The organism is Borborobacter arsenicus, assembly GCF_003934165.1.
In the GTDB taxonomy this organism is placed as follows: domain Bacteria; phylum Pseudomonadota; class Alphaproteobacteria; order Rhizobiales; family Rhizobiaceae; genus Pseudaminobacter; species Pseudaminobacter arsenicus.
In genome coordinates, this window is record NZ_RKST01000006.1 from 34,810 (window position 1) to 59,679 (window position 24,870).

The 24,870-nt window shown below is 63.2% G+C and carries 22 protein-coding genes; 12 read left to right on the forward strand and 10 right to left on the reverse strand.

Annotated features, from left to right (window positions below; translation table 11 throughout):
• Nucleotides 1-11: 11 nt before the first annotated feature.
• The gene (exoK, locus tag EET67_RS10880) at nucleotides 12-833 is read right to left on the reverse strand and encodes an endo-1,3-1,4-beta-glycanase ExoK (protein ID WP_128626206.1); all 822 of its coding nucleotides are present in this window, start codon (nucleotides 831-833) and stop codon (nucleotides 12-14) included.
• A gap of 272 nt (nucleotides 834-1,105) precedes the next feature.
• Nucleotides 1,106-2,578, reverse strand: a complete 1,473-nt coding sequence (locus EET67_RS10885) for a lipopolysaccharide biosynthesis protein (RefSeq protein ID WP_128626207.1) — start codon at nucleotides 2,576-2,578, stop codon at nucleotides 1,106-1,108.
• A 130-nt stretch (nucleotides 2,579-2,708) separates the two neighbouring features.
• Here EET67_RS10885 and EET67_RS10890 point away from each other — a divergent pair, with 130 nt between their 5' ends.
• A complete protein-coding gene (locus EET67_RS10890; protein ID WP_128626208.1) occupies nucleotides 2,709-3,671 on the forward strand; it encodes a glycosyltransferase family 2 protein in 963 nt (320 codons plus the stop codon).
• Nucleotides 3,672-3,683: 12 nt separating this feature from the next.
• The gene (locus EET67_RS10895; protein ID WP_128626209.1) at nucleotides 3,684-4,628 is read left to right on the forward strand and encodes a polysaccharide pyruvyl transferase family protein; all 945 of its coding nucleotides are present in this window, start codon (nucleotides 3,684-3,686) and stop codon (nucleotides 4,626-4,628) included.
• On the opposite strand, the gene EET67_RS10900 is transcribed toward EET67_RS10895, so the two are convergent.
• Both EET67_RS10900 and EET67_RS10905 read right to left on the reverse strand, forming a co-directional pair.
• The gene (locus tag EET67_RS10900; RefSeq protein WP_165899863.1) at nucleotides 4,625-5,641 is read right to left on the reverse strand and encodes a glycosyltransferase family 2 protein; all 1,017 of its coding nucleotides are present in this window, start codon (nucleotides 5,639-5,641) and stop codon (nucleotides 4,625-4,627) included. The two genes, EET67_RS10895 and EET67_RS10900, sit on opposite strands and share 4 nt — an antisense overlap.
• A 118-nt stretch (nucleotides 5,642-5,759) precedes the next feature.
• Nucleotides 5,760-6,053: an exopolysaccharide production repressor protein gene (locus EET67_RS10905; protein WP_128626211.1), complete on the reverse strand. Its 294-nt coding sequence runs from the start codon at nucleotides 6,051-6,053 to the stop codon at nucleotides 5,760-5,762.
• Between the two features lie 609 nt (nucleotides 6,054-6,662).
• On the opposite strand from EET67_RS10905, the gene EET67_RS10910 reads away from it, so the two are divergent.
• The 10 genes from EET67_RS10910 (at nucleotide 6,663) to EET67_RS10955 (ending at nucleotide 18,220) form a co-directional block, all read left to right on the forward strand.
• On the forward strand, nucleotides 6,663-7,346 hold the full coding sequence (locus EET67_RS10910) for a sugar transferase (RefSeq protein ID WP_128626212.1): 684 nt from the start codon (nucleotides 6,663-6,665) through the stop codon (nucleotides 7,344-7,346).
• A gap of 24 nt (nucleotides 7,347-7,370) precedes the next feature.
• The gene (locus tag EET67_RS10915) at nucleotides 7,371-8,624 is read left to right on the forward strand and encodes a polysaccharide biosynthesis/export family protein (protein ID WP_245450858.1); all 1,254 of its coding nucleotides are present in this window, start codon (nucleotides 7,371-7,373) and stop codon (nucleotides 8,622-8,624) included.
• Between the two features lie 32 nt (nucleotides 8,625-8,656).
• A complete protein-coding gene (locus EET67_RS10920) occupies nucleotides 8,657-9,895 on the forward strand; it encodes an O-antigen ligase family protein (RefSeq protein WP_128626213.1) in 1,239 nt (412 codons plus the stop codon).
• Nucleotides 9,896-9,958: 63 nt separating this feature from the next.
• Nucleotides 9,959-10,984: a LacI family DNA-binding transcriptional regulator gene (locus EET67_RS10925; RefSeq protein WP_128626214.1), complete on the forward strand. Its 1,026-nt coding sequence runs from the start codon at nucleotides 9,959-9,961 to the stop codon at nucleotides 10,982-10,984.
• 79 nt (nucleotides 10,985-11,063) lie between these two features.
• The gene (gene xylA / locus EET67_RS10930; RefSeq protein ID WP_128626215.1) at nucleotides 11,064-12,389 is read left to right on the forward strand and encodes a xylose isomerase; all 1,326 of its coding nucleotides are present in this window, start codon (nucleotides 11,064-11,066) and stop codon (nucleotides 12,387-12,389) included.
• 29 nt (nucleotides 12,390-12,418) lie between these two features.
• On the forward strand, nucleotides 12,419-13,480 hold the full coding sequence (locus tag EET67_RS10935; protein WP_128626216.1) for a sugar phosphate isomerase/epimerase family protein: 1,062 nt from the start codon (nucleotides 12,419-12,421) through the stop codon (nucleotides 13,478-13,480).
• A 2-nt stretch (nucleotides 13,481-13,482) separates the two neighbouring features.
• Nucleotides 13,483-14,658, forward strand: a complete 1,176-nt coding sequence (locus EET67_RS10940) for a Gfo/Idh/MocA family protein (RefSeq protein ID WP_128626217.1) — start codon at nucleotides 13,483-13,485, stop codon at nucleotides 14,656-14,658.
• Entirely contained in the window at nucleotides 14,655-16,190 is a 1,536-nt protein-coding gene (locus EET67_RS10945; RefSeq protein WP_170313225.1) for a sugar ABC transporter ATP-binding protein, read from the forward strand. The genes EET67_RS10940 and EET67_RS10945 overlap by 4 nt, the downstream gene beginning before the upstream one ends.
• Before the next feature lie 10 nt (nucleotides 16,191-16,200).
• Nucleotides 16,201-17,205, forward strand: coding sequence for an ABC transporter permease (locus tag EET67_RS10950; RefSeq protein ID WP_128626218.1), 1,005 nt, complete (start codon nucleotides 16,201-16,203; stop codon nucleotides 17,203-17,205).
• A 64-nt stretch (nucleotides 17,206-17,269) separates the two neighbouring features.
• Nucleotides 17,270-18,220 (forward strand): substrate-binding domain-containing protein, encoded by a 951-nt coding sequence (locus tag EET67_RS10955; RefSeq protein WP_128626219.1) that lies wholly within the window; start codon nucleotides 17,270-17,272, stop codon nucleotides 18,218-18,220.
• Nucleotides 18,221-18,272: 52 nt separating this feature from the next.
• On the opposite strand, the gene EET67_RS10960 is transcribed toward EET67_RS10955, so the two are convergent.
• The 6 genes from EET67_RS10960 to EET67_RS10985 all read right to left on the reverse strand — a co-directional run bounded on the left by EET67_RS10960 (nucleotide 18,273) and on the right by EET67_RS10985 (nucleotide 24,763).
• The gene (locus EET67_RS10960; RefSeq protein WP_128626220.1) at nucleotides 18,273-18,929 is read right to left on the reverse strand and encodes a class I SAM-dependent methyltransferase; all 657 of its coding nucleotides are present in this window, start codon (nucleotides 18,927-18,929) and stop codon (nucleotides 18,273-18,275) included.
• 2 nt (nucleotides 18,930-18,931) lie between these two features.
• The gene (locus EET67_RS10965) at nucleotides 18,932-20,194 is read right to left on the reverse strand and encodes a BtaA family protein (protein WP_245450860.1); all 1,263 of its coding nucleotides are present in this window, start codon (nucleotides 20,192-20,194) and stop codon (nucleotides 18,932-18,934) included.
• Between the two features lie 23 nt (nucleotides 20,195-20,217).
• The gene (locus tag EET67_RS10970) at nucleotides 20,218-21,231 is read right to left on the reverse strand and encodes a glycosyltransferase family 4 protein (RefSeq protein ID WP_128626222.1); all 1,014 of its coding nucleotides are present in this window, start codon (nucleotides 21,229-21,231) and stop codon (nucleotides 20,218-20,220) included.
• Nucleotides 21,232-21,238: 7 nt separating this feature from the next.
• A complete protein-coding gene (locus tag EET67_RS10975; protein WP_128626223.1) occupies nucleotides 21,239-22,075 on the reverse strand; it encodes a UDP-2,3-diacylglucosamine diphosphatase in 837 nt (278 codons plus the stop codon).
• Nucleotides 22,076-22,085: 10 nt separating this feature from the next.
• Entirely contained in the window at nucleotides 22,086-23,474 is a 1,389-nt protein-coding gene (locus tag EET67_RS10980) for a UDP-glucose dehydrogenase family protein (RefSeq protein WP_128626224.1), read from the reverse strand.
• 359 nt (nucleotides 23,475-23,833) lie between these two features.
• On the reverse strand, nucleotides 23,834-24,763 hold the full coding sequence (locus tag EET67_RS10985) for a DMT family transporter (protein ID WP_128626225.1): 930 nt from the start codon (nucleotides 24,761-24,763) through the stop codon (nucleotides 23,834-23,836).
• Between the last annotated feature and the right edge of the window lie 107 nt (nucleotides 24,764-24,870).

Here is a 24,870-nt window from a genome sequence, read left to right on the forward strand (position 1 = left end):
GGCTGATGCGTCTATTTCTGGTTGCAGACGATCGATTCGGGAAACTGGCATTCATCGCCGGCTGCGGTGAAGGCCACACGGTCGATTTCGGCTGCGATCGGCGCTCCGGGATCGGCAAATGGACCCATCCAGGACTTCAATATGTCGCTGCCCCACAGGCTGACATAGATTTTCTGGGCATGGCTCGGCAGCTTGGCCGGATCGGTCGCCTCGCCCATGAGCTTGCCGTTGACGTACCAGGAGATGCTGTCTTCCTTCCATACGAAGGCATAGTCGTTGAAGCCCTGGTCAGCGCCGCCGGGCACATCCACCAGCTTGCCGTCGCCGACGCTCTTCCCGTTCACATATTGATTGAGCTGGACCTGCGAGGGGTCCTTGCCGAGCACTTCGAAATCGATCTCGTCATGCGGCTGCTTGTGGACCGGCCCGATATAGGTGAAGAAGCCGGTGTTGAGCCCGGAGCCCGCCACCGCCTTCATGCGCACCTCGAAAGTGCCGTAGCTGAAGCGCTGATTGGTCTGGATCTCGCCGCAGGCATATTCGCGATCCTTCACCGCCTGCTTGGCAAAACCCAGGCGCAACACGCCGTCCGCCACCTTCACCTGATCCTTCGACCAGACACAGTTCTGGTGCTCGCCATTCGACCAGCCATCCGAGATGTACCAGCGCTTGCGGTCGAGAGTGTCGAAATTCTCGACGAAAGAGGGGCCGGTCGCCGCTTCCTGCGCACGCGAATCGGAAATGCCACCGGGCGTTGAGATCAGCAGGGCGCCAAGGCCCAGAAAGGCGGGTTTGACGTTCCCTCGCATCGTGCGGATTGCCCTGGAAATCATGTCGTTGCCACCCTCTTTTGCTGCCGGCGCTTTCACGCCATCTGTCGGATCGAGCACAATGAATGCTGCGTTGCACATAGGTCAGGCAGGAGATCAGAATGTGACGCGGGCGGCTAAATGGCTGCGCTGCAAGGTAACTTTTTATGAGCACATATTACCCAGCATCCCCAGACGGGCCGGCGCGCCATGGCTGACAGCCCTGTGTTCTCGCGGAGAATCCGTGGGGCCCCTACAGTCGGTCCGGTAACGAAATATCGTTTTCCGCCCTGCGCTCACAGCCCGGAGGCCGCCACGCGCCGGTCGCGCGCCAGTTGCAGAAGCTTCCTCAGCAGCGCTCTTTCGGTCAGCACGAACAGCACTGCATAGATCAGCCCTCCGGCGAGGCTGCCGACAATGACCTGCATGGCCGCGCCGGGCAGGTCGTGCTTGATATGGTCGAGCAGGAAACGGACCGCGAGCGCCATGATCACCGCGGTCACCATCGGCCGGCTGGTGGCATAAAAGCCCGGCAGGAAGGCCGTGCCGCTGCTGCGGAACACCGCCCAGGAATAGAAGACCAGCGTGATGGCATTGGCAATGCAAAGCCAGATCATCGCCTCGACCAGCCCGCCGGTCATGGCGCCGTAGCTGACACAGCCATAGACCAGCGCTGCCCGAAACACCGCCACCCACCACAGCACCGTGCTCTGCCCCGCCCCCTTCAGATAGGGGATGAAGGTGCCGCAGGGCGACATGATGCCCTTGGAAAGCGCAAGCAGCCCCAGCACCGGCCAGGCATAGGCCCATTGCTGGCCGAAGATCAGCAGCATGCCGGGCTCGGCAATCGCCCAGATGCCGAACATCATCGGCGCCAGGAACACGGTGGAGACCTGCGTGCTCAGCATCAGCGCATGGGTGCGGCGCTCGCGGTCGTCATTCATCTGGCTGAAGGCTGGAAACAGCACGCCCATCAGTGCGGAAAGCACGACCTGATTGGGAATGCTGGAAAACCGGTTGGCGGCCGAATAGGCACCGGCATCGGCAAGCCCGAGATAGCGCGAGACGATGACCAGAGGCGACTGGAAGGTGATGAAATTGAATATTTCCGAACCGGTGATGCCAAGGCTGAATTTGGCAAGCCGGCTAAGTTTTCCGAGTGACAAGACAAGGTGTGGCCGATAGCGCGTGGCATAGAACAGGCCGGCCAGCCGCACCAGGGCCGAGATGAAAAGCTGCGCCACCAGCGCCCAGATACCCCATCCCAGCAGCGCCAGCCCGACCGCCGAGATCGCGCCGATTGATTCGGACGTGACGCTCCAGGCGGCATCCTTGTCGAAGGCCATGCGCCGGGCCAGCAGCGAATAGGCGACGTCGCCGCAAAGCTGGATGGGGATCAGCAGCGCCATGATCTTGAGCAGATAGGCCGCTTCAGCCGCGCCCAGCAGTCCGGCGAACAGATCGGCCCACAGATAAAGCCCAGCACCCATCAGGCCTGCCATCGCCAGATTTGCCCAGAACACGGAATGCACCGTCTCCATGTCCTCCTCGCGCTGCAGCACCAGCGAGGCGGCAAGACCGGCACTGCCGATCATGGTCAGGAACATCACCACGGTCTGCGCAACCGCGACCACGCCGAACTCCTGCGGCGACAGGATGCGGGCCAGGATCGGCACGGTGACAAATTTCAGCCCGAATGTGCTGATCTTGGAAAGAACGCTCCAGCCGACATTATTCGTCACAATTTTCAGGTTAATGGCAGGCGGCATTCACAAGCACCGTTTGTTTTGCGAGCAGGTGTTTTCTTCTCAAGGCCCGGGTTGCGGGCCGCCGGATCGGAGCATCGCCGGGACTGGCGATGGCCTGCGAAGCCTCCTAGACGTCATAAGGTGCAAAAAAATGACGACAAAATGCACGGTCATCATTCCCTATTATCAACGTGAGCCCGGCATCCTGCAGCGCGCGCTGAAATCGGTGTTTGCGCAGACCCATGCCGATTTCGACGTGATCGTCGTGGATGACGGATCGCCCTCGCCGGTGGAACTCGAACTCGACGCGCTCCCGCTTGCCGAGCGCGCCAGAATAGCCGTGATAAAACAAGCCAATGCCGGCCCCGGCTGTGCGCGCAACATGGGCCTCGACCATGTGCCGTCCGACAGCTTCTGTGCCGCCTTTCTCGATTCCGACGACGAATGGACGCCCGACCACCTGAAGAATGCGGTTGCCGCCCTGTCACTTTTTGATGCGGATTGTTACTGGGCCACGATCACCGGCGGCGACGCCTTCTATTATCACTTCGGGGTGGAGGAACTGGCACAGACCACGACCGTCAACCGGCTCAGCCAGGACCCGCCGCTGGTGGAGGTTCCCGACCTTGCCGGCGTCATGCTGAAGAACTGGAGCTTCCTGCACCTGTCCTGCATGGTCATCGGCGAGAATCTTTTGCGCCGCATCCGCTTCGAAGCCTCGCTCCGGCTCGCCGCCGAGGATGTGCTGTTCTTCTATGACTGCGTGCGGGCCGCCCGCCGCACCGTGCTTTGCGAGGCGGCCGGCGCCCTGCGCGGCGAGGGCATCAACATCTTTCACGGCATGGACAGCGATTCGCCGCTGTTCCTGAAGCAGCAATTCAACACCTGGGTGGCGCTCGACCGTCTCGAAAGCCGTTTCGCGCATGGGCCGCAAGACAAGGCCTCGATCGAATCCTACAAGCAGACGGCACGACGTCAGGCGATCTGGGGCCAGATGCGCCTCATCCGCCGGCGCCGGTTGCCGCAGATCGGCCTTCTGGCGGAATGGGCCTGGCGCGATCCGAAAATCCTGCGCAGCGCCGTCGAGCTCGCCGTGGCAAAAATCGCGCGATAGGCCGGAAAGATCATGCAGCCTTTCTACTGGGAATCCGCGCACGGCAATTTCGGCGACGACCTCAATCTCTGGCTCTGGGATTTTTTGCTCCCCGGCTTCCGCGAGGTCCATGCCGAGACGCTGCTGGTCGGCGTCGGCACGGTGCTCAACCAGGCCCTGCTGCCGTCCGCAATACACAAGCTCGTCATCGGCAGCGGCTTCGGCTACGGCACCTTGCCGGATTTCTCCGACAGGGCCGGATGGGACATACGTTGCGTGCGCGGCCCGCTTACCGCCGCAAAGCTCGGCCTCGACCCCAAGCTCGGCATCGTCGACCCGGCAGTCATGGTCGCCGACATGCCGGAATTCCTGAACCTGCCCGGCACCGGCCGCGCGCTCTTCGTTCCCCATTGGGAATCGACCATTGGCGGCCTCTGGCCGATGGTCTGCAAGGCGGCCGACCTCGACTATGTCGACCCCTGCGGCGAGGCGAGATCGGTCATAAGCGCCATTGCGCAGGCCCGGCTCGTCGTGGCCGAATCCATGCATGCCGCCATCCTTGCCGATGCTTTCCGCGTGCCTTGGGTGGCCGTCACCACCTCCTCCAGCATCAACAGCTTCAAATGGCGGGACTGGACGGCAAGCGTCGGCGTCGATTACCGGCCACGCCGGGTGCCCCTCTCCTCGCGGGCGGAGGCGATCACCAAGGGCGCGCGCTTCTGGGGCGTGGATTTTGCCCGCCAGTCCCCACATTCCGGCAGACCGGACGCCGCCAGCCTCGATGACGTGATGGTGCGGAGCGACCCGGCCCCGTCGGGGCTTCGCAGCCTCAGCAAGCAGGCGCTGGCCGCGCCGGCGACGCTGGCCTTGTGGCAGGCAAGCAAGGCTGCGCCTCAACTTAGCGATGACACCGTCCTTGCCAAACGCAAGGAGCGTCTTGGCGAGGTGCTGGAAACAATAAGGCGAGATTATTTCTAGCTGGACCGGCCCTGGCGCACCGGCTTTGCCTGCAACAGCAGGCGCGGCGGGGCCGGCGTGTCGCTCATCCGGTGGCCGCGCGCCCTGAACGCATCGAGCTTGTCGGCGGCCACGCCGCCAATGATGGCCGGCAGGGCCGCCGGATTGGCCAATGCATGGCCGGCCGCGCGCAACAGCCCGGATTGGGCTTTCACATCGAGGAACTGGCGCAACTCATAGCGGCCGCGAATATGGCGTTCATGCCGGCGCAGCCAGGTCGCTGCCACCGTCGGCAGGCCGGTCGAGGCAAGCAGTGCCCGGTCGGCTTCATAGAGGCGCTTGAGGTCGAGCGTGCGATGCCGGCCGCTAAGCGAATCAGGCCGCACGACGGCGCCATAGCCGCAATGATGGACGATCCTGTAGCGTGCGCCCCGCGCCAGCGCCCGCGCATAAAGCTCGTAATCCTCGCCGAGCCGCAGTTCCTCATTGTAGCAAAGCCCGTGACTGTCCAGGAAGGCGCGGCGCATCACCGGCTTCAGGAAACCGATCTCGCCGCGCGAGGCTCCGCGCCGTGAGATATTGCCTTCGATGAAGCCGGCAAGGTCGAGTTGGCGCGGCTCTGCCGCAAAGCCCGGAACGACAGGCTCCGAAAGATCGCCGCGGGCATCGAGGAACACGATATTGTCGGCAACGAAATCCCAATCGTCGCCATCGACGAGCCGGTCGAACCGGCCTTTCAGGAAAAAATCATCGGCGTCCAGAATCGCGATCAGCGGCGCGCGCGAATGGGCGATCGCATGGTTGCGGGCAAAGGCCGGCCCCCGGTTGCGGTCAAGACTGAGCACGGCGAGCCTGCCGCTGCCATCATCGGCAGCGCGCGCAACCTGCGCCGTCGCATCGGTCGAACCGTCATCGACCACCACAACTTCGGCGACGCGCTTTTCGCGCAATGCGGAGCCGATTGCACGCGGGATCGTACCGGCGGCATTCTTCGCCGCGATGATCACACACAGACTGGGATCGGATGAAGTCACGAGCGCCCTTCGGAATTGTGTAAAGCCGAATGCCGGCAGCGCTGCCGGCCATGTCAGGACCGGCCTTTCGCAGTTGCGCAAGGCGATTTCATGACAGGACGGGAATATGATCGGAGGATCAGGGTATCCGCGAGCGCGGAACGCCGGGCAATCGGCCTGCCTTGGCCGCTGCCGTGTCTTCCGTTTTCGGCTGGTCGGGCGACGTCTCTCCTGCCTCGCCGACGCCTCTCCTGCGTCCATCCGACCGCCAGACCATGAACAGCACCGCCGCGAAATACCCGACCTGGATAAGGATTGCGCAGATTACGGTCTGGACGAAAGCCGTCCATAGCGACTGAGTCAGAACATAACTGGTGATCGCAAACACCAGCAGAACGCCAATAAGACCACGGAGGAAAAGCAGAAAGGACATCTCTATCCTCTCACGTCATTTACGTGCTGCCGGGCAGCGAAAATCATCAGCAATCGGCTTTCATCATAGCACGCAGTTATATTCAGGCCCCGACGCGACAATCTAGTTTTGAAATCCTTTTCAAAACCGACCGCCAATGCGCCGAAGACTCCGGACGCCAAATATATTGGACTCGCTTAGGACTCGCAACACGGATGGGAAATTCGTGCAGACGATTCCACCGGCAAGCCGCATCTCCATGCTGAACCGATTTTCCTGAATATCCGATCTTGAGATGATTATATCTTCCGGGATTCTCCTGGAGCTTCCTTGGAATATATATTCCATCTCACACAGCGCCGACTTAAATTACCTGAATGAAGTTATAAATTATGACGTTTTTCGCCAAATAATATACAAAACGATATTATACAACCTTCCACTTAATACCAAAGAATCATCTTTGATTACTTAATTTATAACCGCTTGTCATAAAATATGATCAGCGTGAATTCAGGTGCCCGAATTTTATCACACAGGTGCCATATCTGGCAGGCTCTATTGGCGCGTGTGCTGCACTGCAGCATGCACCCACCGCATATCGCCTCGCATTCAGCATGGAGCATGACAATGAAGAACGCCGCACGAGTGGCAGACCGGTCTTTCGAGCTAAGATCGAGAGCCGGGGCAGAGCCCCCCATCGGCGGAATCACCAAGCGCGGATTCGATATTGTCGGGGCGCTCAGTGCCATCTTGCTGCTCAGCCCGCTGCTGCTGCTTTTGGCCATGCTGGTCAAATTCTCCAATGGCGGCGGCAGCGTGCTTTACGGCCACCGGCGAATCGGCCGCAACGGCGAACCGTTCCGATGCCTGAAATTCCGCACCATGGTCGAAAATGGCGATGAGGTGCTGGCGATGCATCTTGCGCGCAACCCGCGCTGCCGCGCGGAATGGGAGGCAACCCGCAAGCTCCAGGACGATCCGCGCGTCACCCGCGTCGGTGCTGTGCTGCGCAAGCTCAGCCTCGATGAACTGCCTCAGATCTTCAACATCCTGCGCGGCGACATGAGCATCGTCGGCCCGCGGCCGGTGGTGATGGACGAGCTTGAGCTCTATGGCGCGGCTGCCGAGTGCTATCTGAAGTCGCGGCCCGGCCTCACCGGCCTTTGGCAGGTCAGCGGCCGCAACGACGTTTCCTATTGCGCGCGTGTCGCCTTCGACCGGCACTATGTCGAGAACTGGTCGTTTTCCTCCGACCTCAAGATCATCGTCAGGACCTTCCCGGCAGTGCTGTCCTCGCGCGGCAGCTATTGAGCGGCGAACATCAAGAGACATTCTTTGACCCGCATCTTCACCCGCCACCCTGCAAGCCGCTGCCTGGCAGCACTGGTCCTGCTGCTGTCGCTGTTCCCCGCGACCGGCCAGACCGACGACTATCGCCTCGACACCATGGACAGGCTGCGCATTCGCGTCGTCGAATGGCGGACGGCCGAAGGGGAAATCCGCGACTGGTCTACGCTCAGCGGCGACTATATCGTCGGCCCGTCCGGAAATCTCTCGTTGCCCTTCATCGGTGAGATGCCCGCAACGGGAAAGACCACCGCCGAGATCGCCACCGCCATCGGAGATGAACTGCAACAGAAATTCGGCCTTCTCGACCGTCCCGAGGCCTCGGTCGAGCTTGCCGAGTTCCGCCCGCTTTTCGTCTCCGGCGATGTCCAGACACCGGGCCGTTACCCATATGCGCCGGAGTTGACTGTACTGAAGGCCGTGAGCCTCGCCGGCGGCCTGCGCCGCGCCGCCAATAGCGGCATCCGGGTCGAGCGCGATTTCATCAGCGCACGCGGCAATTACGAAGTGCTCGTCGCCCAGCGCAACGGCCTTGTCGCGCGCCGCGCGCGGCTGATTGCGGAGGCCGGCGGTCAGGAGAAGATCGACTTCCCCAAGGAATTGCAGCAAGGCGCCGACGGCAAGAAGCTGATGGCGGACGAAACCGCCTTCAAGGCCGCCCGTGAAAAGCGCCTGCAGGTCCAGCTTGCGGCGATCAAGGACCTGAAGACCCTGCTCCAGAACGAAGTCGGCTCGCTGGAAAAGAAGATTGCCAGCCAGAACCGCCAGATGGAGCTTTCCAAGCAGGAGCTGGAAGGCATAGGCGGGCTGGCCGAGCGTGGGCTGGTGGTCAATGCCCGGGTGCTTTCCATCGAGCGCTCCATAGCCGAACTCGAAGGCAAGGTCCTCGATATGGAAGCGGCGGTGCTGCGCGCCAAGCAAGACATCGCCAAGGCCGATCAGGACGCCACCAATCTGCAGAATGATCGCGAGGCCGAGATCGCGCAGGAACGCCAGCAGACGGAAGCCGACATTGAGAGCCTTTCCCTGAAGATCACCATGTATAAGGATCTTATGGCAGAGGCCACGTCCCTCGATCCCCAGGCGGCGGTGAGCTCCAGCAAGGAAAACGCTCCTCTGACGAGTTTCTCGATCATCCGCGAGACTGACGGCAAGACCACCGAGATCACCGCGGAAGAGAACACGCCGGTGCTGCCGGGAGACGTCATCAAGGTCGGCGTCGCGCCGGTCCCGGCCAACTAGGCTCAGGTGCTCGACAGCAAGCACACCAACGGATGAAGATCGCCAAGGCATATTTCGTCAGCGCCGACCATAATTTCGTCTATGGCCTCGTCGCGGTCGCCATATCGATCTTCGTCTTTGCCTATTCCACGCGCTTCGGCCCGGTTTCCATTCTCGCCTATTACGCGTTGTGGCTGCCGCTGGTGCTGGTCGATTACCGTCACGTTCTCGGCAATTACGCGCGCTTTTCCTGGATCATCGCCTTCGGCCTGCTTGCCGTCCTGTCGCTGTTTTGGTCGGATGCGCCCGGCGTCAGCGCGCGCGCCGGCGTGCAATACATGTCCCACATCGTCTGCGCCCTGATTGCGGCGCGCATAATCAATATCAGAACCATGACGCTCGGCGGGCTCGCCGGCATCTGCCTGGTCGTGCTCTATTCGCTCGTCTTCGGTGAATATCACTATGATCCGATCGACGGCGAATACAGCTTCGTGGGCGCCTTCGCCTCCAAGAACCAGCTCGGCTTCTTCTCCTCGCTCGGCATCTATTTCGCCTTTGCCTGCATCTTCATCCTGCGCGAGCGCGGTTTCTGGTGCCTGCTTGGCCTCGCCTGCGCCGGCCTTTGCGGCTACGCCCTGATCGCCTCCCAATCGGCAACCTCCATCATCGCGGTCGCGGCAACGCTTGCCGTCATGGTCGTGCTCGGCGTCATGTTCCTGTTTGCGCCACGCACCCGCAAGGCGTTGCTGCTGACGGCGCTATTGCTCGGCCTCGGCCTCGCTTTGGTCGGCCTCAATCTCGGCGGGCTGGATATTTTGCTCGGCGCCTTCGGCAAGGACGCCACGCTGACCGGGCGCACCTATCTGTGGTCCGAGGGGATTGCGGCTGCCGGACAGGCGCCGTTCTTCGGCGTCGGCTACCAGGCCTATTGGGTCCAGGGGTTCTCCGAAGCCGAGCGGCTGTGGGAGGAATTCTATATCGGCACGCGCAGCGGCTTCCATTTCCACAACACCTATATCGAGGTGCTGGTGGAACTCGGTTTTGCCGGTCTTGCCTTGCTGTGCCTCATTATCATCCGGGTAACCGCCGGCCACCTGATGCGCGTACTGGACGATCACACCGACCGCGCCGCCCATGTCTTGTTCGGCATCGCGCTGATGCTCCTGGTGCGCTCCTTCTTCGAGGTCGATGTCATCACGCCCTATGTGGTCGGCTCCTTCCTGCTCTATTACGCCGCCGGCCTGCTTGCGGTGCGCCGGCCACAGCCGGGCCTGATGACCGGCGCCGCCTGACCTCAGTTTCTGCTTTACGTACCTCAAAATCACCGCTAGGGTTGGCGCCTGGGAGGAATTCGAGTGCGTCCGACAGTTCACGATGTGGCCAGCGAGGCCGGCGTCAGCCTGGCCACCGTCGACCGGGTGCTGAACAAGCGCGCCGGCGTGCGCTCGGCGACCGTAGCCCGTGTCGAGGCCGCCATCGCCAGGCTCGGCTTCGTACGCGACATCTCGGCCGCCAATCTCGCCAAGCAGCGCGTCTACCACCTCGCCTTCATCATCCCCGAGGGGCCGAACGCCTTCATGCGCGGCCTCGAACATGAGCTGGAACAGCTCAAGCTGCGCTCGGCGCTCGACCGCACCGAAATCCGCATCCTCAAGGTTCCTCCTTTCGACAGCGCCGCCCTCGCGTCGGCTCTGGAGAGCCTGGACACGAGCGTCGTTTCCGGCGTCGCGCTGGTCGCCACCGAATCGGCGGCCACCCGCGAGGCGCTGGCACGGCTGTGGCAGGCCAATATCCCGATCGTGACGCTGGTGTCCGACATGCCCGGTTCGCGCCGCGATCACTATGTCGGTATCGACAATGTCGCCGCCGGCCATACGGCGGCGCGCCTCATCGGCCGCTTCGTCGGGCCGCGGCCCGGCAGAATAGCGCTGGTCGCCGGCTCGATGCTGGTGCGCGACCATGTCGAGCGCCGCATGGGCTTCGACCAGGTGATAAGGGCCGAGTTTCCCAATCTGCATTGCCTGCCGGTGCTGGAGGGCCGCGACGATGCCGCCATTACCGGCAAGGTGCTTGCCGAATGCCTCGCCGCCGCGCCCGGTGTCGTCGCGCTCTACAGCATCGGCGCGGGCAATCGCGGCGTCATCGAGGTCTTGTCGGGCACTCCGGCCTATCGTGACATCGTCGTCGTCGCCCATGAACTCACCGACCATTCGCGAAAAGCCCTGCGTGACGGGCTGTTCGATGCCGTCATCAACCAGGATGCCGGCCACGAAATCCGCAGCGCGATAAGGCTCCTGAAGGCCCGCATCGACGGTACCGACATCATCGACGGGCAGGAGAATATCCGCATCGAAATCTATCTTCGGGACAATCTGCCATGATCGGTCGGCCTGTCTTGAGGTACGTGAACGAAGCGTGTCGGCCTGCCGGCTGCACATGCCTGGCTAGGGATTGCGCAAAATGAGCACCGGCTTCTTCGGCAATATCGCCCCGGTTACATATGAAGGCCTCGGCAGCACCAATCCGCTTGCCTACCGCCATTACGATCCCGACGAAATCGTGCTCGGCAAGCGCATGGAGGACCATCTGCGCTTCGCCGTCGCCTATTGGCACTCCTTCACCTGGCCCGGCGGCGATCCCTTCGGCGGCCAGACCTTCGAGCGGCCATGGTTTGCCGGACCGGGTGTTGTCGAGACCATGGACGATGCACGGCTCAAGGCCGATGTCGCCTTCGAGATGTTTACGCTGCTCGGCGCCCCCTATTTCTGCTTCCACGATGCCGATGTGCGGCCCGAAGGCGCGACCTTCGCCGAAAGTGCGGCGCGGCTTGACGAAATCGCCGATTATTTCGCCGTCAAGATGAACGAGACCGGCGTCAGGCTGCTGTGGGGCACGGCCAATCTGTTTTCCAACCGCCGCTATATGGCGGGTGCCGCCACCAATCCCGATCCGGACGTCTTTGCCTATGCCGCCGCGACCGTGAAGCATTGCATGGACGTGACCCAGCGGCTTGGCGGCGAGAACTATGTGCTGTGGGGCGGGCGCGAGGGCTATGAGACGCTGCTCAACACCGACATGGGCCACGAACTCGACCAGCTCGGCCGTTTCCTCAGCCTCGTGGTCGACTACAAGCACCGGATCGGCTTCAAGGGCACCATATTGATCGAGCCGAAGCCGCAGGAGCCGACCAAGCATCAATATGACTATGACGTCGCCACCGTCTTCGGCTTCCTGAAGAAATACGGGCTGGAAAAGGAAGTGAAGGTCAATATCGAGCAGGGCCACGCCATCCTTGCCGGCCATTCCTTCGAGCATGAGCTGGCACTGGCCAATGCGCTCGGCATTTTCGGTTCCATCGACATGAACCGCAACGACTACCAGTCGGGCTGGGACACCGACCAGTTTCCCAACAATGTGCCGGAAATGGCACTCGCCTATTACCAGATTCTCTCGGGCGGCGGCTTTGCCACCGGCGGCACCAATTTCGACGCCAAGCTGCGCCGCCAGTCGCTCGATCCGGAAGACCTGTTGATCGCCCATATTGGCGGCATGGATTGCTGCGCGCGCGGCCTGAGGGCGGCAGCGAAAATGATCGAGGACAAGGCGCTGAGCGACCCGCTCGCCAAGCGCTATGCCGGCTGGCAGGCGGCCGAGGCGCAGGCCATGCTGTCGGGCAAGCGCAGCCTGGAAGACATCGCCGCGCGCGTGGTGAATGAGGGCATCGAGCCGCAGCCGCGCTCGGGCCGGCAGGAATATCTGGAAAATATCGTCAACCGCTACGTCTGAGGGCCGGCAGGAAATCGGGAGGAAGTCACATGAAGACGATCAAGGGTCCGGCGATTTTCCTGGCGCAGTTTGCCGGCGATGCGGCCCCGTTCAACTCGTTCGCTGCAATCTGCGAATGGGCGGCCGCGCTCGGCTACAAGGGCGTGCAGATCCCGACCTGGGATGCCCGCCTGTTCGATCTCAAGAAGGCCTCCGATTCCAAAGCCTATTGCGACGAGATCAAGGGCATCGCCGCCAGCCACGGGCTGGAGATCACCGAGCTTTCCACCCACCTGCAAGGGCAGCTTGTGGCCGTCCACCCCGCTTATGATGCGGCCTTCGACGGCTTTGCCGCACCGGAAGTGCGCGGCGATCCGGCCGCCCGCACCGAATGGGCGAAGGATCAGGTCCGGCGCGCGCTCAGGGCGTCAAAGCATCTTGGCCTGAAAGCCCATGCCACCTTCTCGGGCGCTCTCGCCTGGCCCTATGTCTATCCCTGGCCGCAGCGCCCGGCCGGGCTGGTGGAAGCCGCCTTCGACGAATTGGCCAGGCGCTGGACGCCGCTGCTCGACTATGCCGAGGAAAACGGCGTCGATGTCTGCTACGAAATCCATCCCGGCGAGGACCTGCATGACGGCGTCAGCTACGAGATGTTCCTGGAGCGGGTGAAGAACCACCGCCGCGCGAACCTGCTCTACGATCCCTCGCATTTCGTGCTGCAGCAGCTCGATTATCTCGACTACATCGACATCTATCACGAGCGCATCAAGGCCTTCCACGTCAAGGATGCCGAGTTCAACCCGACCGGCCGGCAGGGCGTCTATGGCGGTTTCCAGAGTTGGGTGAACCGCGCCGGCCGCTTCCGCTCGCTGGGCGACGGGCAGGTTGATTTCGGCGCCATATTCTCCAAACTGACCGCCTATGATTTCGACAGCTGGGCCGTGCTGGAATGGGAATGCGCGCTCAAGCATCCGGAGGACGGCGCGCGCGAAGGTGCCGAATTCATCAGGCATCACATCATCCGCGTCACCGAGCACGCCTTTGACGATTTCGCCGGCGCCGGCACCGACGACGCGGCAAACCGCAAGATGCTCGGCCTGGACAGGAGCTGACCATGGCGATCGAAGGTAGCAAACAGCAAGCGCAAGGCGGCCGCATCAGGCTCGGCATGGTCGGCGGCGGCCATGGCGCCTTCATCGGCGCGGTACACCGCATCGCCGCCCGCATCGACGACCAGTTCGAACTGGTGGCAGGCGCGCTTTCATCCGATCCGGCGCGGGCGAATGCCTCCGCCGCCGAGATCGGCATTGCGCCCGACCGCTCCTACGGCTCTTATGAAGAGATGGCGAAGGAAGAAGCCGCCCGCCCGGACGGCATCGAGGCGGTGTCGATCGTGACGCCCAACCATGTCCATGCGCCGGCCGCACGCGCCTTCCTCGAAGCCGGCATCCATGTCATCTGCGACAAGCCTATGACCACCACGGTCAAGGAGGCCGAGGAACTCGTAGCCCTGGTGGAAAAGACCGGCAAACTCTTCGTGCTCACCCATAATTACACCGGCTATCCGATGATCAGGCAGGCGCGCGCCATGGTGGCGGCCGGCGAGCTTGGCGACATAAGGCTGGTTCAAGCCGAATATCCGCAGGACTGGCTGACCGAGCGCGCCGAGCTTGCCGGCTCGAAGCAGGCCGAATGGCGCACCGATCCCAAGCGCTCGGGTGCCGGCGGCTCCATCGGCGACATCGGCACCCATGCCTATAATCTCGCCGCCTTCGTCTCCGGGCTGGAGACGCAGGAGCTGCTGGCGCAGCTCACCACCTTCGTGCCCGGCCGCTTGCTCGACGACGACGTGCAGATCCTGCTGCGCTACAAGGGCGGGGCGCGCGGCATGCTGTGGGCCAGCCAGGTCGCGGTCGGCAATGAGAACGGGCTGAAGCTGCGCGTCTACGGCACCAAGGGCGGGCTGGAGTGGACGCAGGCCGACCCGAACTATCTCTGGTTCACCCGCTTCGGCGAACCCAAGCAATTGCTCACCCGCGCCGGGGCTGGGGCCTGGCCGCAGGCCGCCCGCGTCTCCCGCATACCGAGCGGCCACCCCGAAGGTTATCTGGAGGGCTTCGCCACCATCTATGCCGAGGCCGCGCGCGCCATAAGGGCCGCACGCACCGGCGCCGAGCCCGAGGAAGGTACGCTCTATCCCACCGTGCGAGACGGGCTTGCCGGCATGCGCTTCATCGAAGCCGCCGTCTCCTCGTCCAGCGCCGACAATATATGGATCAAGCTTGCATGAGCCCTTCCGTCGACTTGGCCCCCGAAAAGACCGGCATGCCGCTTTTGGAAGCGGTCGGGCTGTCCAAGTCCTTCGGCCCCGTCGAGGTGCTGAAGGAGGTCAGCCTCGGCGTCAATCCGGGCGAGGTCCATGCCATCATCGGCGAGAACGGCGCCGGCAAATCGACGCTGATGAAGCTGCTCTCCGGCCATTTGCAGCCGACGCGCGGCGAAATGCGCATCGGCGGCGAAACCGTGGCGCTGACTGGTCCGGTCGATGCGGAGCGGCGCGGCATCGTGCTGGTGCATCAGGAAATCCTGCTCGCACCCGACCTCACGGTCGCGCAGAACGTCTATCTCGGCCGCGAATTGCGCAAGGGCCTTACCGTTGACGACCGCGCCATGAATGCGGGCGCGCGCCAGGCCGTACGCGATCTCGGCGCAGACATCGATCCGCAAGTGGTGGTGGGGCGCCTCTCCATCGCGCAGCGCCAGCTTGTCCAGATCGCGCGGGTGCTGCTCGTCCCGCATCATGTGGTCATTTTCGACGAGCCGACCGCCTCGCTGACGCCGATCGAGACCGAGGCGCTGCTCAAGGTGATCGCCGCCATCCGCGCCAAGGGCGTGGGGGTGTTCTACATTTCCCACCGCCTGCCGGAGGTGAAGGAGATCGCCGACAAGGTCAGCGTGCTGCGCGACGGGCGGCTGGTCGCCAGCCATCCGGCAAGCACATTGGAGCCGGTCGACATGGCGCGGCTGATGGTGGGCCGCGACGTAGCCAAGCTCTATCCCGACCGCCATGCCGAAGCCACGCGCGAGGCGGTGCTGGAGGTCGAGGATTTCTCTGTTCCCGGCTTTGCCCAGAACGCTTCCTTCACGTTGCGCAAGGGCGAAATCCTCGGCTTTGCCGGCCTGGTCGGCGCCGGCCGCACCGAACTCATGGAAGGCATTGTCGGCCTCAGGCCCGGTCGCGGTGGCCTGCGCGTCAATGGTGCCGCCGCGCACTTCCCCAATGTCGATGCCAGCCTGAAGGCCGGCATCGCCTATCTCAGCGAGGACCGGAAGGGCAAGGGCCTGCTTCTGGCCGAGGAGCTTTCCATCAATCTGACGCTTGCCTCGCTGCACAAATTCCAGCGCGGGCTGCAGATCGACCGGGCCAGGGAGCGCGCAGCTCTTAACAAGGCGATCGGCGAATTCGACATCCGCGCCGGCCGCAAGGACATGCTTGCCGGGCAGCTTTCCGGCGGCAACCAGCAGAAACTGCTGCTCGCCAAAATGATGATGACCGATCCCGGCATCATCATCATCGACGAGCCGACGCGCGGTATCGATATCGGCACCAAGCAGCAGATCTACAAATTCATCGCCGAACTCGCCGCCGAAGGGCGCTCGATCATTGTCGTCTCCTCCGAAATGCAGGAGTTGATCGGCATTTGCGACCGTATCGTCGTCATGCGCGCCGGCCATGTCGTCGGCGAGGTGAGCGGCGAACACATGAACGAGAACGAGATCGTCGTGCTGGCGACGGGCGTCAAATCTGCGGAGGCCGCATAGCGGAGCGAGCATGACCGATATTGCAGCAACGAACGAGAAAGTCCGGAAGTCCTGGAAAGACATCGACCTCAGGGCGGTCGCCCCCTTTGTGGCGCTCGCTTTGCTTCTGGTGCTCGGGGCATTCGCCAACCCCAATTTCCTCAGCATCGACAATCTGCTCAACGTGGCGACCCGCAGCGCCTTCATCGCCATCATCGCGGTCGGCGCGACCTTCGTCATCGCCGCTGGCGGCCTCGACCTTTCGGTCGGCTCCATGGTCGCCTTCGTCGCCAGCCTCGCCATATTGTTCATGAACAGCGGTGCCATCGCCGATTCATCGATCATGCTCGCCACCGCGCTCGGCCTGACGATCGCCATGGGGGCGGCCTGCGGGCTTGCCAACGGTCTCATCACCACCGCCTGGCGCATAGAACCCTTTATCGCCACGCTCGGCACCATGGGCATCTATCGCGGCCTCACCACATGGCTGTCGCAGGGCGGCGCCATCACGCTGCGCGAACCCGAAATCCAGACGCTCTACCGGCCGGCCTATTTCGGCTCGGTGCTGGGCGTCCCGGTGCCGATCATCGCCATCCTCGTCACTGCGGCGATCGGCGCCTTCGTCCTGCATCGCACGCGCTATGGCCGCCATGTGCTGGCGGTCGGCTCCAACGAAGACGTGGCGCGCTATTCCGGCATCCCGGTCGAGCGCGTGCGCACCATCACCTATATCATCCAGGGCCTGTGCGTGGCGGTGGCCTGCCTGCTCTATATCCCGCGTCTCGGCTCCACCTCGGCCACCACTGGGCTGATGTGGGAGTTGCAGGCAATCACCGCCGTCGTCATCGGCGGCACAGCGCTGCGGGGAGGTGTGGGCCGCATCTGGGGCACGGTCTGCGGCGCCTTCATCCTCGAGATCGTCGGCAACATCATGCTGCTGTCCAACTTCATCAGCGAATATCTGATCGTCGCCATCCAGGGCGCGATCATCATCATCGCGATGCTCGTCCAACGTTCATTGGTACGGAAATCGTGAATGGCCGGATCGTCGGGTCGCCGGCCCCCTGTTTCAATTGACCTAAAGCTCGTGGGAGGAAAATATGCGTAAGCGAATATTGGGCTTGGCCGCTGTCGCCATGGCGGCGTTGATGGGCGTGTCTTACGCCCAAGACAAGAAAGTGACCATCGGTGTGTCAATCCCCGCCGCCGACCATGGTTGGACCGCCGGTGTGGTGTACCACGCCGAGCGTACGGCCAAGCTCTTGATGGAAGAGCACCCCGGCCTCAACGTCATCGTCAAGACCTCGCCCGATCCGGCCTCGCAGGCCAATGCGCTGCAGGACCTGGCGATCCAGGGCATCGACGCGCTCGTCATCCTGCCATCCGATCCCGACCCGCTGGTCAACGCCATCAAGGAGGTCAAGGACAAGGGCACCTTCGTCACGCTGGTCGACCGTGCCCCATCCAACAATGACAATTCCGTGCGTGATCTCTATGTCGCCGGCAACAACCCGGCACTCGGCGCGGTCGCCGGCCAGTATATCAAGGACAACACGCCCGACGCCGAAGTGGTGGTGATCCGCGGTCTGCCGATCCCCATCGACCAGCAGCGCCAGGACGGTTTCGACAAGGCCATCGAAGGCTCGAATGTGAAGGTGCTGGAAAAGCAGTTCGGCAACTGGAACCGCGACGACGCCTTCAAGGTCATGCAGGACTATCTGACCAAATATCCCAAGATCGACGTGGTCTGGTGCCAGGATGACGACATGGCCGTCGGCGTGCTGCAGGCGATCGAGCAGGCCAAGCGCACCGACATCCAATATGTCATCGCCGGCGCCGGCTCCAAGGACATGATCAAGAAGGTCATGGACGGCGACAAGCTCATCCCGGTCGATGTGCTCTATCCGCCGGCAATGGTCGGCACGGCGATGGAACTCACCGCCGCCGGCTTCTACGACCAGGTTCCGGTGCGCGGCGAATATATCCTCGACGCCACCCTGATCACCAAGGACAATGCGGAAAGCTTCTACTTCCCGGATTCGCCCTTCTGATCTCCTTGCCAACTGACACGGGAGGCCGCCTTATCCGGGCGGCCTTTTTCTTTCAGGCGGCACGCCGGATGACCGAAATCCAGGCAAAGCCGCGATAGAGCCGCCTTTCCTCGACTGTCGCGCCATGGCTGCCGGCAATCCCGGCGCTGACCTCGAACAGATCGTTGCGCGGCGTCACGTGATACCAGCCGAGCCATGTGTAGAGCGCTGCCCTGAACCAGCCGGGCAACTCGCGCTGGTCGCCGAAATCGACGATGTGCAGCTCGCCGCCCGGCGCCAGATGCGCGACGGCCTCGCGCATAACGGCCTGCCAGCCGGGGATCATCGACACCGCATAGGAAATGAAGATCCGGTCGAAAGTCTCGCGGCCGAACACCTTCACCGGGTCGAAGCGGGAGGCGTCGGCGCGCGCCAGCCTTATGCGCTTCTCAAGCCCCGCGGCAGCAACCGATTTTCCGGCCGTCGCCAGCATTTCCTGCGAGATGTCGATGCCGTGGAAATTCGCCTGCTCATAGCGTCGCGCCGCCTTGACCAGATTGCGGCCGGTGCCGCAGCCGATCTCCAGCACGCTGCCATTTGCCGGCGGCCTAAGCCCCGCAATCATCGGGTCGCGGCCAAGCAGATAATAGCGCCGCGTCGCGTCATAGACATGGCGCTGGTGCCTGTAGACGCGATCCATCAACCCGCCATGATCGAGCTCAACCGCCATCCCTAATCCGCCTTCAGCACATGCAGATGGAAGCCACCATAGATCGAGGAGCGGTCGCGCCCATGCAGCGCCTTCGATTCCGTCTCGCGATAGGCCCAGCGCTGCAGGATCGATGGTTCGACCCGCCCGGGCAGGAGGTTTTCGGCGGCCGCGGTGCGGAAGATCACCCGCGCGCCGGGAGCGGCCGTCCGGGTAATCTCGCGCCACAGCTCGTTCAACTGCCCATCCGTCATCCAGTCCTGCGCATCGAGCAGCACGAAGCAGTCGACGGATCCGTCCGGCTTGGCGGCAAGGAACTCGGTGAAGGAGGCGTTGACCACGCTCGCCCGGCCTATGCGGGCGCGGATCGCCGCGAAATTGCCCCGCGACAGATAGGGCGGCAGCGGCCCGGCCTCTTCATGGCTGTAGCTGCGGCCGAAGGCCTGCCAGGCGAAATAGTTCTCCGAAAGGGGGAAATCGCAGGCCAGCCGCTCGAGCCGTGCCCGCAGGATAGAGGCCATGCCCGCATCGCCGGCGCTCGCCAGCGCATTATATTGCTGCGGCGGGATGCCGAGACCGAACAGCGAGGATTTGCGCGAGGTCGCCCAGCGCACCAGCCGCTTTTCGAACAGCGGCGCGATCGCGGCATCGAAGAAGCGGCGCTGGTCGTCAAGCGTCTCGGCCTTGAGCAGGTCGCGCGGGTCGATGCCGTAGAGGCGCGCCACGCGGTGCCCGCAGCCGATGAAGAAGCCGAGCAGTCCGTGCCGGTAGAGGTCGCGCGTAAAGATCGAGATCCGGCGCCGCCCAGACAGCGTCCGTTTTTCCCAATAGGCACGGCTTTGCGCATCAAGATGCGGTTGGATGAAGCGTTGATAGGCCGCGATATTTCCGCGGTCATCAGCCTTGCCGTAGAAGCGGTAGAAGGTCTCGTATTCCGGGAAATTGGCCACCGCCGCAAGCTTCAGCCGGTTGAAGGCGACATGCGCCGTATTGAGATCGACGGCCTCGACGCTCGCCGGATCGGCGATCAGGTAGGAGAGCGCATTGCAGCCGCCCGAAGCGATGGTGACGATGCGGTCGCCTGGCCTGATCCTGAGCGCCTGCATGTCGACATCGGGGTCCTCCCAAATCTGCGGATAGACCAGCCCCTTGAATACATGGGCAAAAAGGCGCTCGGAAAGGCCGGCCCTGGAAAGTAGCGGGTTCTGCCGCACGGCACGGTCGAGCCTTGTGCGCCCCGCCGGCTTTGCGGCATCGGGCTTGCGGAGCGTGAGAGCGCCTGACATCGATTGCATATCCCTATTGGAATTCAGGCTGCCGCCTGGTCTGCGGCGGGCCGAAGATGGGCGAGAAACTGCGCGGCGCATTCGTCCCAGCTATAGGCAAGGGCGCGACTGCGGGCCTGTTCGCGCGGCACTTCCAGCGCGCCGAGCGCCGCCTGCCGCAAATCCTCCGACAGCACCCCGCATTGCGTGTCGCCGACAATGTCGAGCGGCCCGGTTACCGGATAGGCCGCGACCGGGCAGCCGCTCGCCAGCGCCTCCAGCAGCACATTGCCGAAAGTGTCGGTGCGCGAGGGAAAGACGAAGACGTCGCTCGCCGCATAGATGCCGGCCAGTTCCTCGCCGGTGCGCGTGCCGAGGAAATGCACCTGCGGATAGCGCGCCTTCAGCCGGGCGAGGTCCGGCCCGTCGCCCACCACTACCTTGCTTCCCGGCAAGTCGAGATCGAGAAAGGCAGGCAGGTTCTTTTCCACCGCCACCCTTCCGACATTGAGGAAGATCGGCCCCTTCAGGCCGAGATCGGCCTTTTTGCGCGGATTGAAAAGCTCGGTGTCCACGCCGCGCGTCCATGGCCGCAGATTGATGAAACCCTTTGCCGCCAGTTCCGCCGCCAGCGAGGGCGTCGCCACCAGCGTGCCGCAACTGGCATTGTGGAAGCGGCGCATGCAGGCATAGCTCCAGCTTTCCGGCACCGGCGTGCGGGCGCGCAGGAATTCGGGAAACCGCGTGTGATAGCTGGTGGTGAAGGACCTGCCGCCGGCAAGACAGACGCGCCGCGCCAGCAAGCCGAGCGGCCCTTCGGTGGCGATATGGATGCAGTCGGGCGCGACATCCTCAATCCGCCGCGCAATCCGCCGCACGGAGGAAAGCGCAAGCCTGATCTCCGGATAGGAGGGCAGCGGCAGGGTCGGGTAGCCTTCGGGCGTCAGGAACGTCACCTCGACGCCACGTTCCTCAAGCGCCTCGCCCAGTCTTTCCAGCGTGCGCACCACGCCGTTGACTTGCGGGCGCCAGGCATCGGTGACGATCAGAACGCGCATAGACGGGTCACGCTGCACGGCGGCGCCAGGGCACGATGGCAAGCGACCGCTGCTCGTTGAGCAGCCGGCTCATCCTAGCCCAGCGGATGATCTCCATCCGCCCGTCTTCATGTTCGACAACGGCCGTACAGCTTTCGACCCAGTCGCCCGTATTGATGTAGGTGAAGCCGTCGAAATCGCGCATGGCAGCGCTGTGGATGTGGCCGCAAATGACGCCGTCGACGCCTTGGCGCTGCGCTTCCGCGGCAAGCGTCTCCTCGAACTTGCCGATGAAGTTGACGGCGTTCTTGACCTTCAGCTTGGCCCATGCCGACAACGACCAGTAGGTAAAGCCCAGCTTGCGCCGGATCAGGTTGATATGGGTGCTGAGCCTCAGCGCGATCTCATAGGCCCAGTCGCCGAAATAGGCGAGCCAGCGCGCATGGCGCACCACCACGTCGAATATGTCGCCATGGATCACGAGATAGCGCTTGCCATCGGCCGCCGCGTGCAACGCCGTCTCGCGCACCTCGATGCCGCCGAAATGCGAGCCATAGAACTCGCGCAGAAACTCGTCGTGATTGCCGGGGATATAGATGATCTTCGTGCCCTTGCGCGCCTTGCGCAGCAATTTCTGGACGACGTCGTTGTGGCTTTGCGGCCAGTACCAGCCCGATCGCAACCGCCAGCCATCGACAATATCGCCGACCAGATAGATGGTTTCGGCGTCGTGATGCTTCAGGAATTCAAGCAGCGCCTCGACCTGATTTCCGCGCATGCCCAGATGAATGTCGGAGATGAACAGGGCCCGGTATTTCCGGCCTTGCGGGTTGTCGGTCGAATCGTCGTTTGCGGAAGTTTTCATGGCCGGCATATCACCTGTTTTCCATGACAGGCGAGTGACGGCGGGCGCTTCGAATTGCCGGCGTCGGACCTGTCGAAATGTCGGTGTTTTTGTCCTGCGGCACGCCGATCGCACTCAGGACGAAGCCGTGCCTGCGAGCTTCGATTGGATCGAAGGCGTGGCGGAAATCGACCAGCACGCGCTCTTTCACCACGCGGGCCAGCCGGCCGAGATCGAGCGCCTTCAGCGCCCTCCAATCGGTCATTAGCACGACAATGTCGGCGCCGGCCGCGCATTCATAAGGGTCGTCGAAGAACTCGACTTCGTCCAGCAGCGCACGCGCATTGGCCATGCCCTGCGGATCATGGGCGCGTATGCGCGCGCCCACCCGCTGCAAGGCCTCGATCAGCGGGATCGACGGCGCCTCGCGCATGTCGTCGGTCTCGGGCTTGAATGTCAGGCCGAGAATGGCAACGCTGCGGCCTTCGGCGTGGCCACCCAGCGCATCGATGACCTTCAGCGCCATGCGCCGCTTGCGGGCATCATTGGCGACGATCGATTCCTGGATGATGCGCAGCGCAACGCCGTGGTCCTGCGAGGTGCGCAGCAGGGCAAGCGTATCCTTGGGAAAGCAGGAACCGCCATAGCCCGGCCCGGCATTGAGGCATGAAGCACCGATCCGCCGGTCGAGGCCCATGCCCAACGCCACATCGCGGACATCGGCGCCGACGCTCTCGCACAGATCGGCCATTTCGTTGATGTAGGAGATCTTCACCGCCAAAAAGGCATTGGCTGCATATTTGATCAGTTCGGCCGTGCGCCGCTTCGTCGTCACAACCGGAATGCCCTGCAGCCGCAACGGCTCGTACATCGCCTGCAATATGCCCGCCGCCCGCTCGTCATCGGCGCCGATCACCACGCGGTCGGGCTGCTGGAAATCGGTGACCGCACTGCCCTGCCGCAGGAATTCGGGGTTCGAGGCAACCGCAAAACCGGCATCGGGGCGTACCCTGCCGATGATCCGCTCGATATCGTCGCCGGTGCCGATGGGAACGGTGGATTTGACCACTACCACGGTGAAGCCGCTGATCGAGGCCGCGACTTCCTTGGCCGCGGCGTAGACGAAGGCAAGGTCAGCCTCGCCGTCCCGCAGCCTCGGCGGTGTCCCCACCGCAATCATCACCACATCGGCAGCCGCGATCGCCGGCGCGGCATCGGTCGTAAATGAAAGCAGCCCCTGCCTGACGGCCTGCGCCATCAGCACGTCCAGCCCCGGTTCGTAGATCGGCATCACCCCTTGCCGCAGCGCCGCGATCTTGGCTGCATCCTTGTCGACGCCGACGACCTCATGTCCCCAGCTTGCAAGGCAGGCGGCCGAAACAAGGCCGACATAGCCGGTGCCGATGATTGCAATCTTCACGAGCCAACCCTCCCGCGAGAAGAAGACCGATGCCGAAGGCAGGGGCCTTGATTCGCATTGGTGCCGGACCCTGAGTAGACCTGCTGTTTGACACCTGTATTACAGCGCAACGGGCAATGGCTGCGGGCGGCCTGCGCCGCTGCCGGAGCCGTGCCCGGCAGCGGTGATCCCCAGCCTTCGGCGGTTAGGGTTAGCCGGTAAGGTTAAGTTAACGATTCGTTAGCAATAAAATTCGAAAGCCGGCATGACAGGGCCGGGGTGCGGAGCAACCGCGGGCTTGCGGGGTAGCTAAGGGGAGCAGGTTCGCCGCTTCGCACCCCACCTTTGCGGCGTAGTGTAGTGCGCGCAGCCGTCCGCCCTCAGCGAATATCGGCTTCCGGCCCGGTCGTGCTCGCCTCGCGCGTGGCCATCCTGTGGCCGCCATATTCGGCGATCATGATGCCGCCCAGCACCATCGCCAGCGCCACCCCATGATAGAGATGGACGGCCTCGCCCAGGATCAGCACCGCAAGCAGCGCGCCCCAGAGCGGCATGAAATTGACGAACAGGCCGGCACGGTTGGCGCCGATCATCTCGACCGCGCGGATATAGAGGATCTGCGACAGGATCGAGGGGAACAGCACCACGAAGCCGATGATGACCCAGCCCTGCCAATCGGGCAGGATCATGCTGCCCAGGGCCGCCTCGGCGACAGCGAAGGGAACGGCCGAGATGAAGCCGCCGAAGCACAGCGCCGCCATCAGGCTCGACCAGTGCAGCTTGGGTTTCAGCCTGAGCGCGGCGGTGTAGAGGCCATAGGAGACGACGGCGACCAGCATCAGCGCGTCGCCGAAATTCATGTCGAGCGCAAACAGCCGCCGGAAGTCGCCATGTAGCGCCGTCAGCATCACGCCGGCGAAGGACAGCGTGAAGCCGGCGACCTGGGCGACGCCCACGCGGGTGCGAAACAGGACGAAGCTCGCCACGAAGACCAGAAGCGGCATGCCGCCCTGTTCGATGCTGATATTGATGGCCGAGGTGTAGAGCAGCGCGCAATACATCGCCACGGAGTAGGCGGTGAAACCGAGCGTCCCCATGAGCAGCAGATAGGGCAGGTGCCGGCGAAGCAGCTTCATGTCCTTGGGCAGGTGCCCGCTGCCGAGCGCCAGCAGGACCGGCAGCGCCAGCCCCCAGCGCGCCATCGCCAGGAACATGGGCGAGACATGACCGACCGCGAGCTTGCCTGCAATCACATTGCCTGCCCAAAACAGCATGGTCAGGAGCAGAATCACATAGGCGGTACGGTGCATTTTCTGGCTCGGTGATGAAAGAGGCGCCAACAGGCATCAGTTGCGGCTTGAAGTAAATTCGACGAAAGCCGCTGTTTGTTGTGCCTGATCCCGGCCGATACGGCAAA

Coding starts and splice junctions, on each gene's coding strand:
- EET67_RS10970 (WP_128626222.1), bottom strand. CDS start 21,231: ATGCGCGTTCTGATCGTCACCGATGCCTGGCGCCCGCAAGTCAACGGC.
- exoK (WP_128626206.1), bottom strand. CDS start 833: ATGATTTCCAGGGCAATCCGCACGATGCGAGGGAACGTCAAACCCGCC.
- EET67_RS10955 (WP_128626219.1), top strand. CDS start 17,270: ATGCGTAAGCGAATATTGGGCTTGGCCGCTGTCGCCATGGCGGCGTTG.
- EET67_RS10885 (WP_128626207.1), bottom strand. CDS start 2,578: ATGCCGCCTGCCATTAACCTGAAAATTGTGACGAATAATGTCGGCTGG.
- EET67_RS10935 (WP_128626216.1), top strand. CDS start 12,419: ATGAAGACGATCAAGGGTCCGGCGATTTTCCTGGCGCAGTTTGCCGGC.
- EET67_RS10985 (WP_128626225.1), bottom strand. CDS start 24,763: ATGCACCGTACCGCCTATGTGATTCTGCTCCTGACCATGCTGTTTTGG.
- EET67_RS10960 (WP_128626220.1), bottom strand. CDS start 18,929: ATGGCGGTTGAGCTCGATCATGGCGGGTTGATGGATCGCGTCTACAGG.
- EET67_RS10965 (WP_245450860.1), bottom strand. CDS start 20,194: ATGTCAGGCGCTCTCACGCTCCGCAAGCCCGATGCCGCAAAGCCGGCG.
- xylA (WP_128626215.1), top strand. CDS start 11,064: ATGAGCACCGGCTTCTTCGGCAATATCGCCCCGGTTACATATGAAGGC.
- EET67_RS10940 (WP_128626217.1), top strand. CDS start 13,483: ATGGCGATCGAAGGTAGCAAACAGCAAGCGCAAGGCGGCCGCATCAGG.
- EET67_RS10945 (WP_170313225.1), top strand. CDS start 14,655: ATGAGCCCTTCCGTCGACTTGGCCCCCGAAAAGACCGGCATGCCGCTT.
- EET67_RS10910 (WP_128626212.1), top strand. CDS start 6,663: ATGAAGAACGCCGCACGAGTGGCAGACCGGTCTTTCGAGCTAAGATCG.
- EET67_RS10905 (WP_128626211.1), bottom strand. CDS start 6,053: ATGTCCTTTCTGCTTTTCCTCCGTGGTCTTATTGGCGTTCTGCTGGTG.
- EET67_RS10895 (WP_128626209.1), top strand. CDS start 3,684: ATGCAGCCTTTCTACTGGGAATCCGCGCACGGCAATTTCGGCGACGAC.
- EET67_RS10890 (WP_128626208.1), top strand. CDS start 2,709: ATGACGACAAAATGCACGGTCATCATTCCCTATTATCAACGTGAGCCC.
- EET67_RS10975 (WP_128626223.1), bottom strand. CDS start 22,075: ATGAAAACTTCCGCAAACGACGATTCGACCGACAACCCGCAAGGCCGG.
- EET67_RS10950 (WP_128626218.1), top strand. CDS start 16,201: ATGACCGATATTGCAGCAACGAACGAGAAAGTCCGGAAGTCCTGGAAA.
- EET67_RS10920 (WP_128626213.1), top strand. CDS start 8,657: ATGAAGATCGCCAAGGCATATTTCGTCAGCGCCGACCATAATTTCGTC.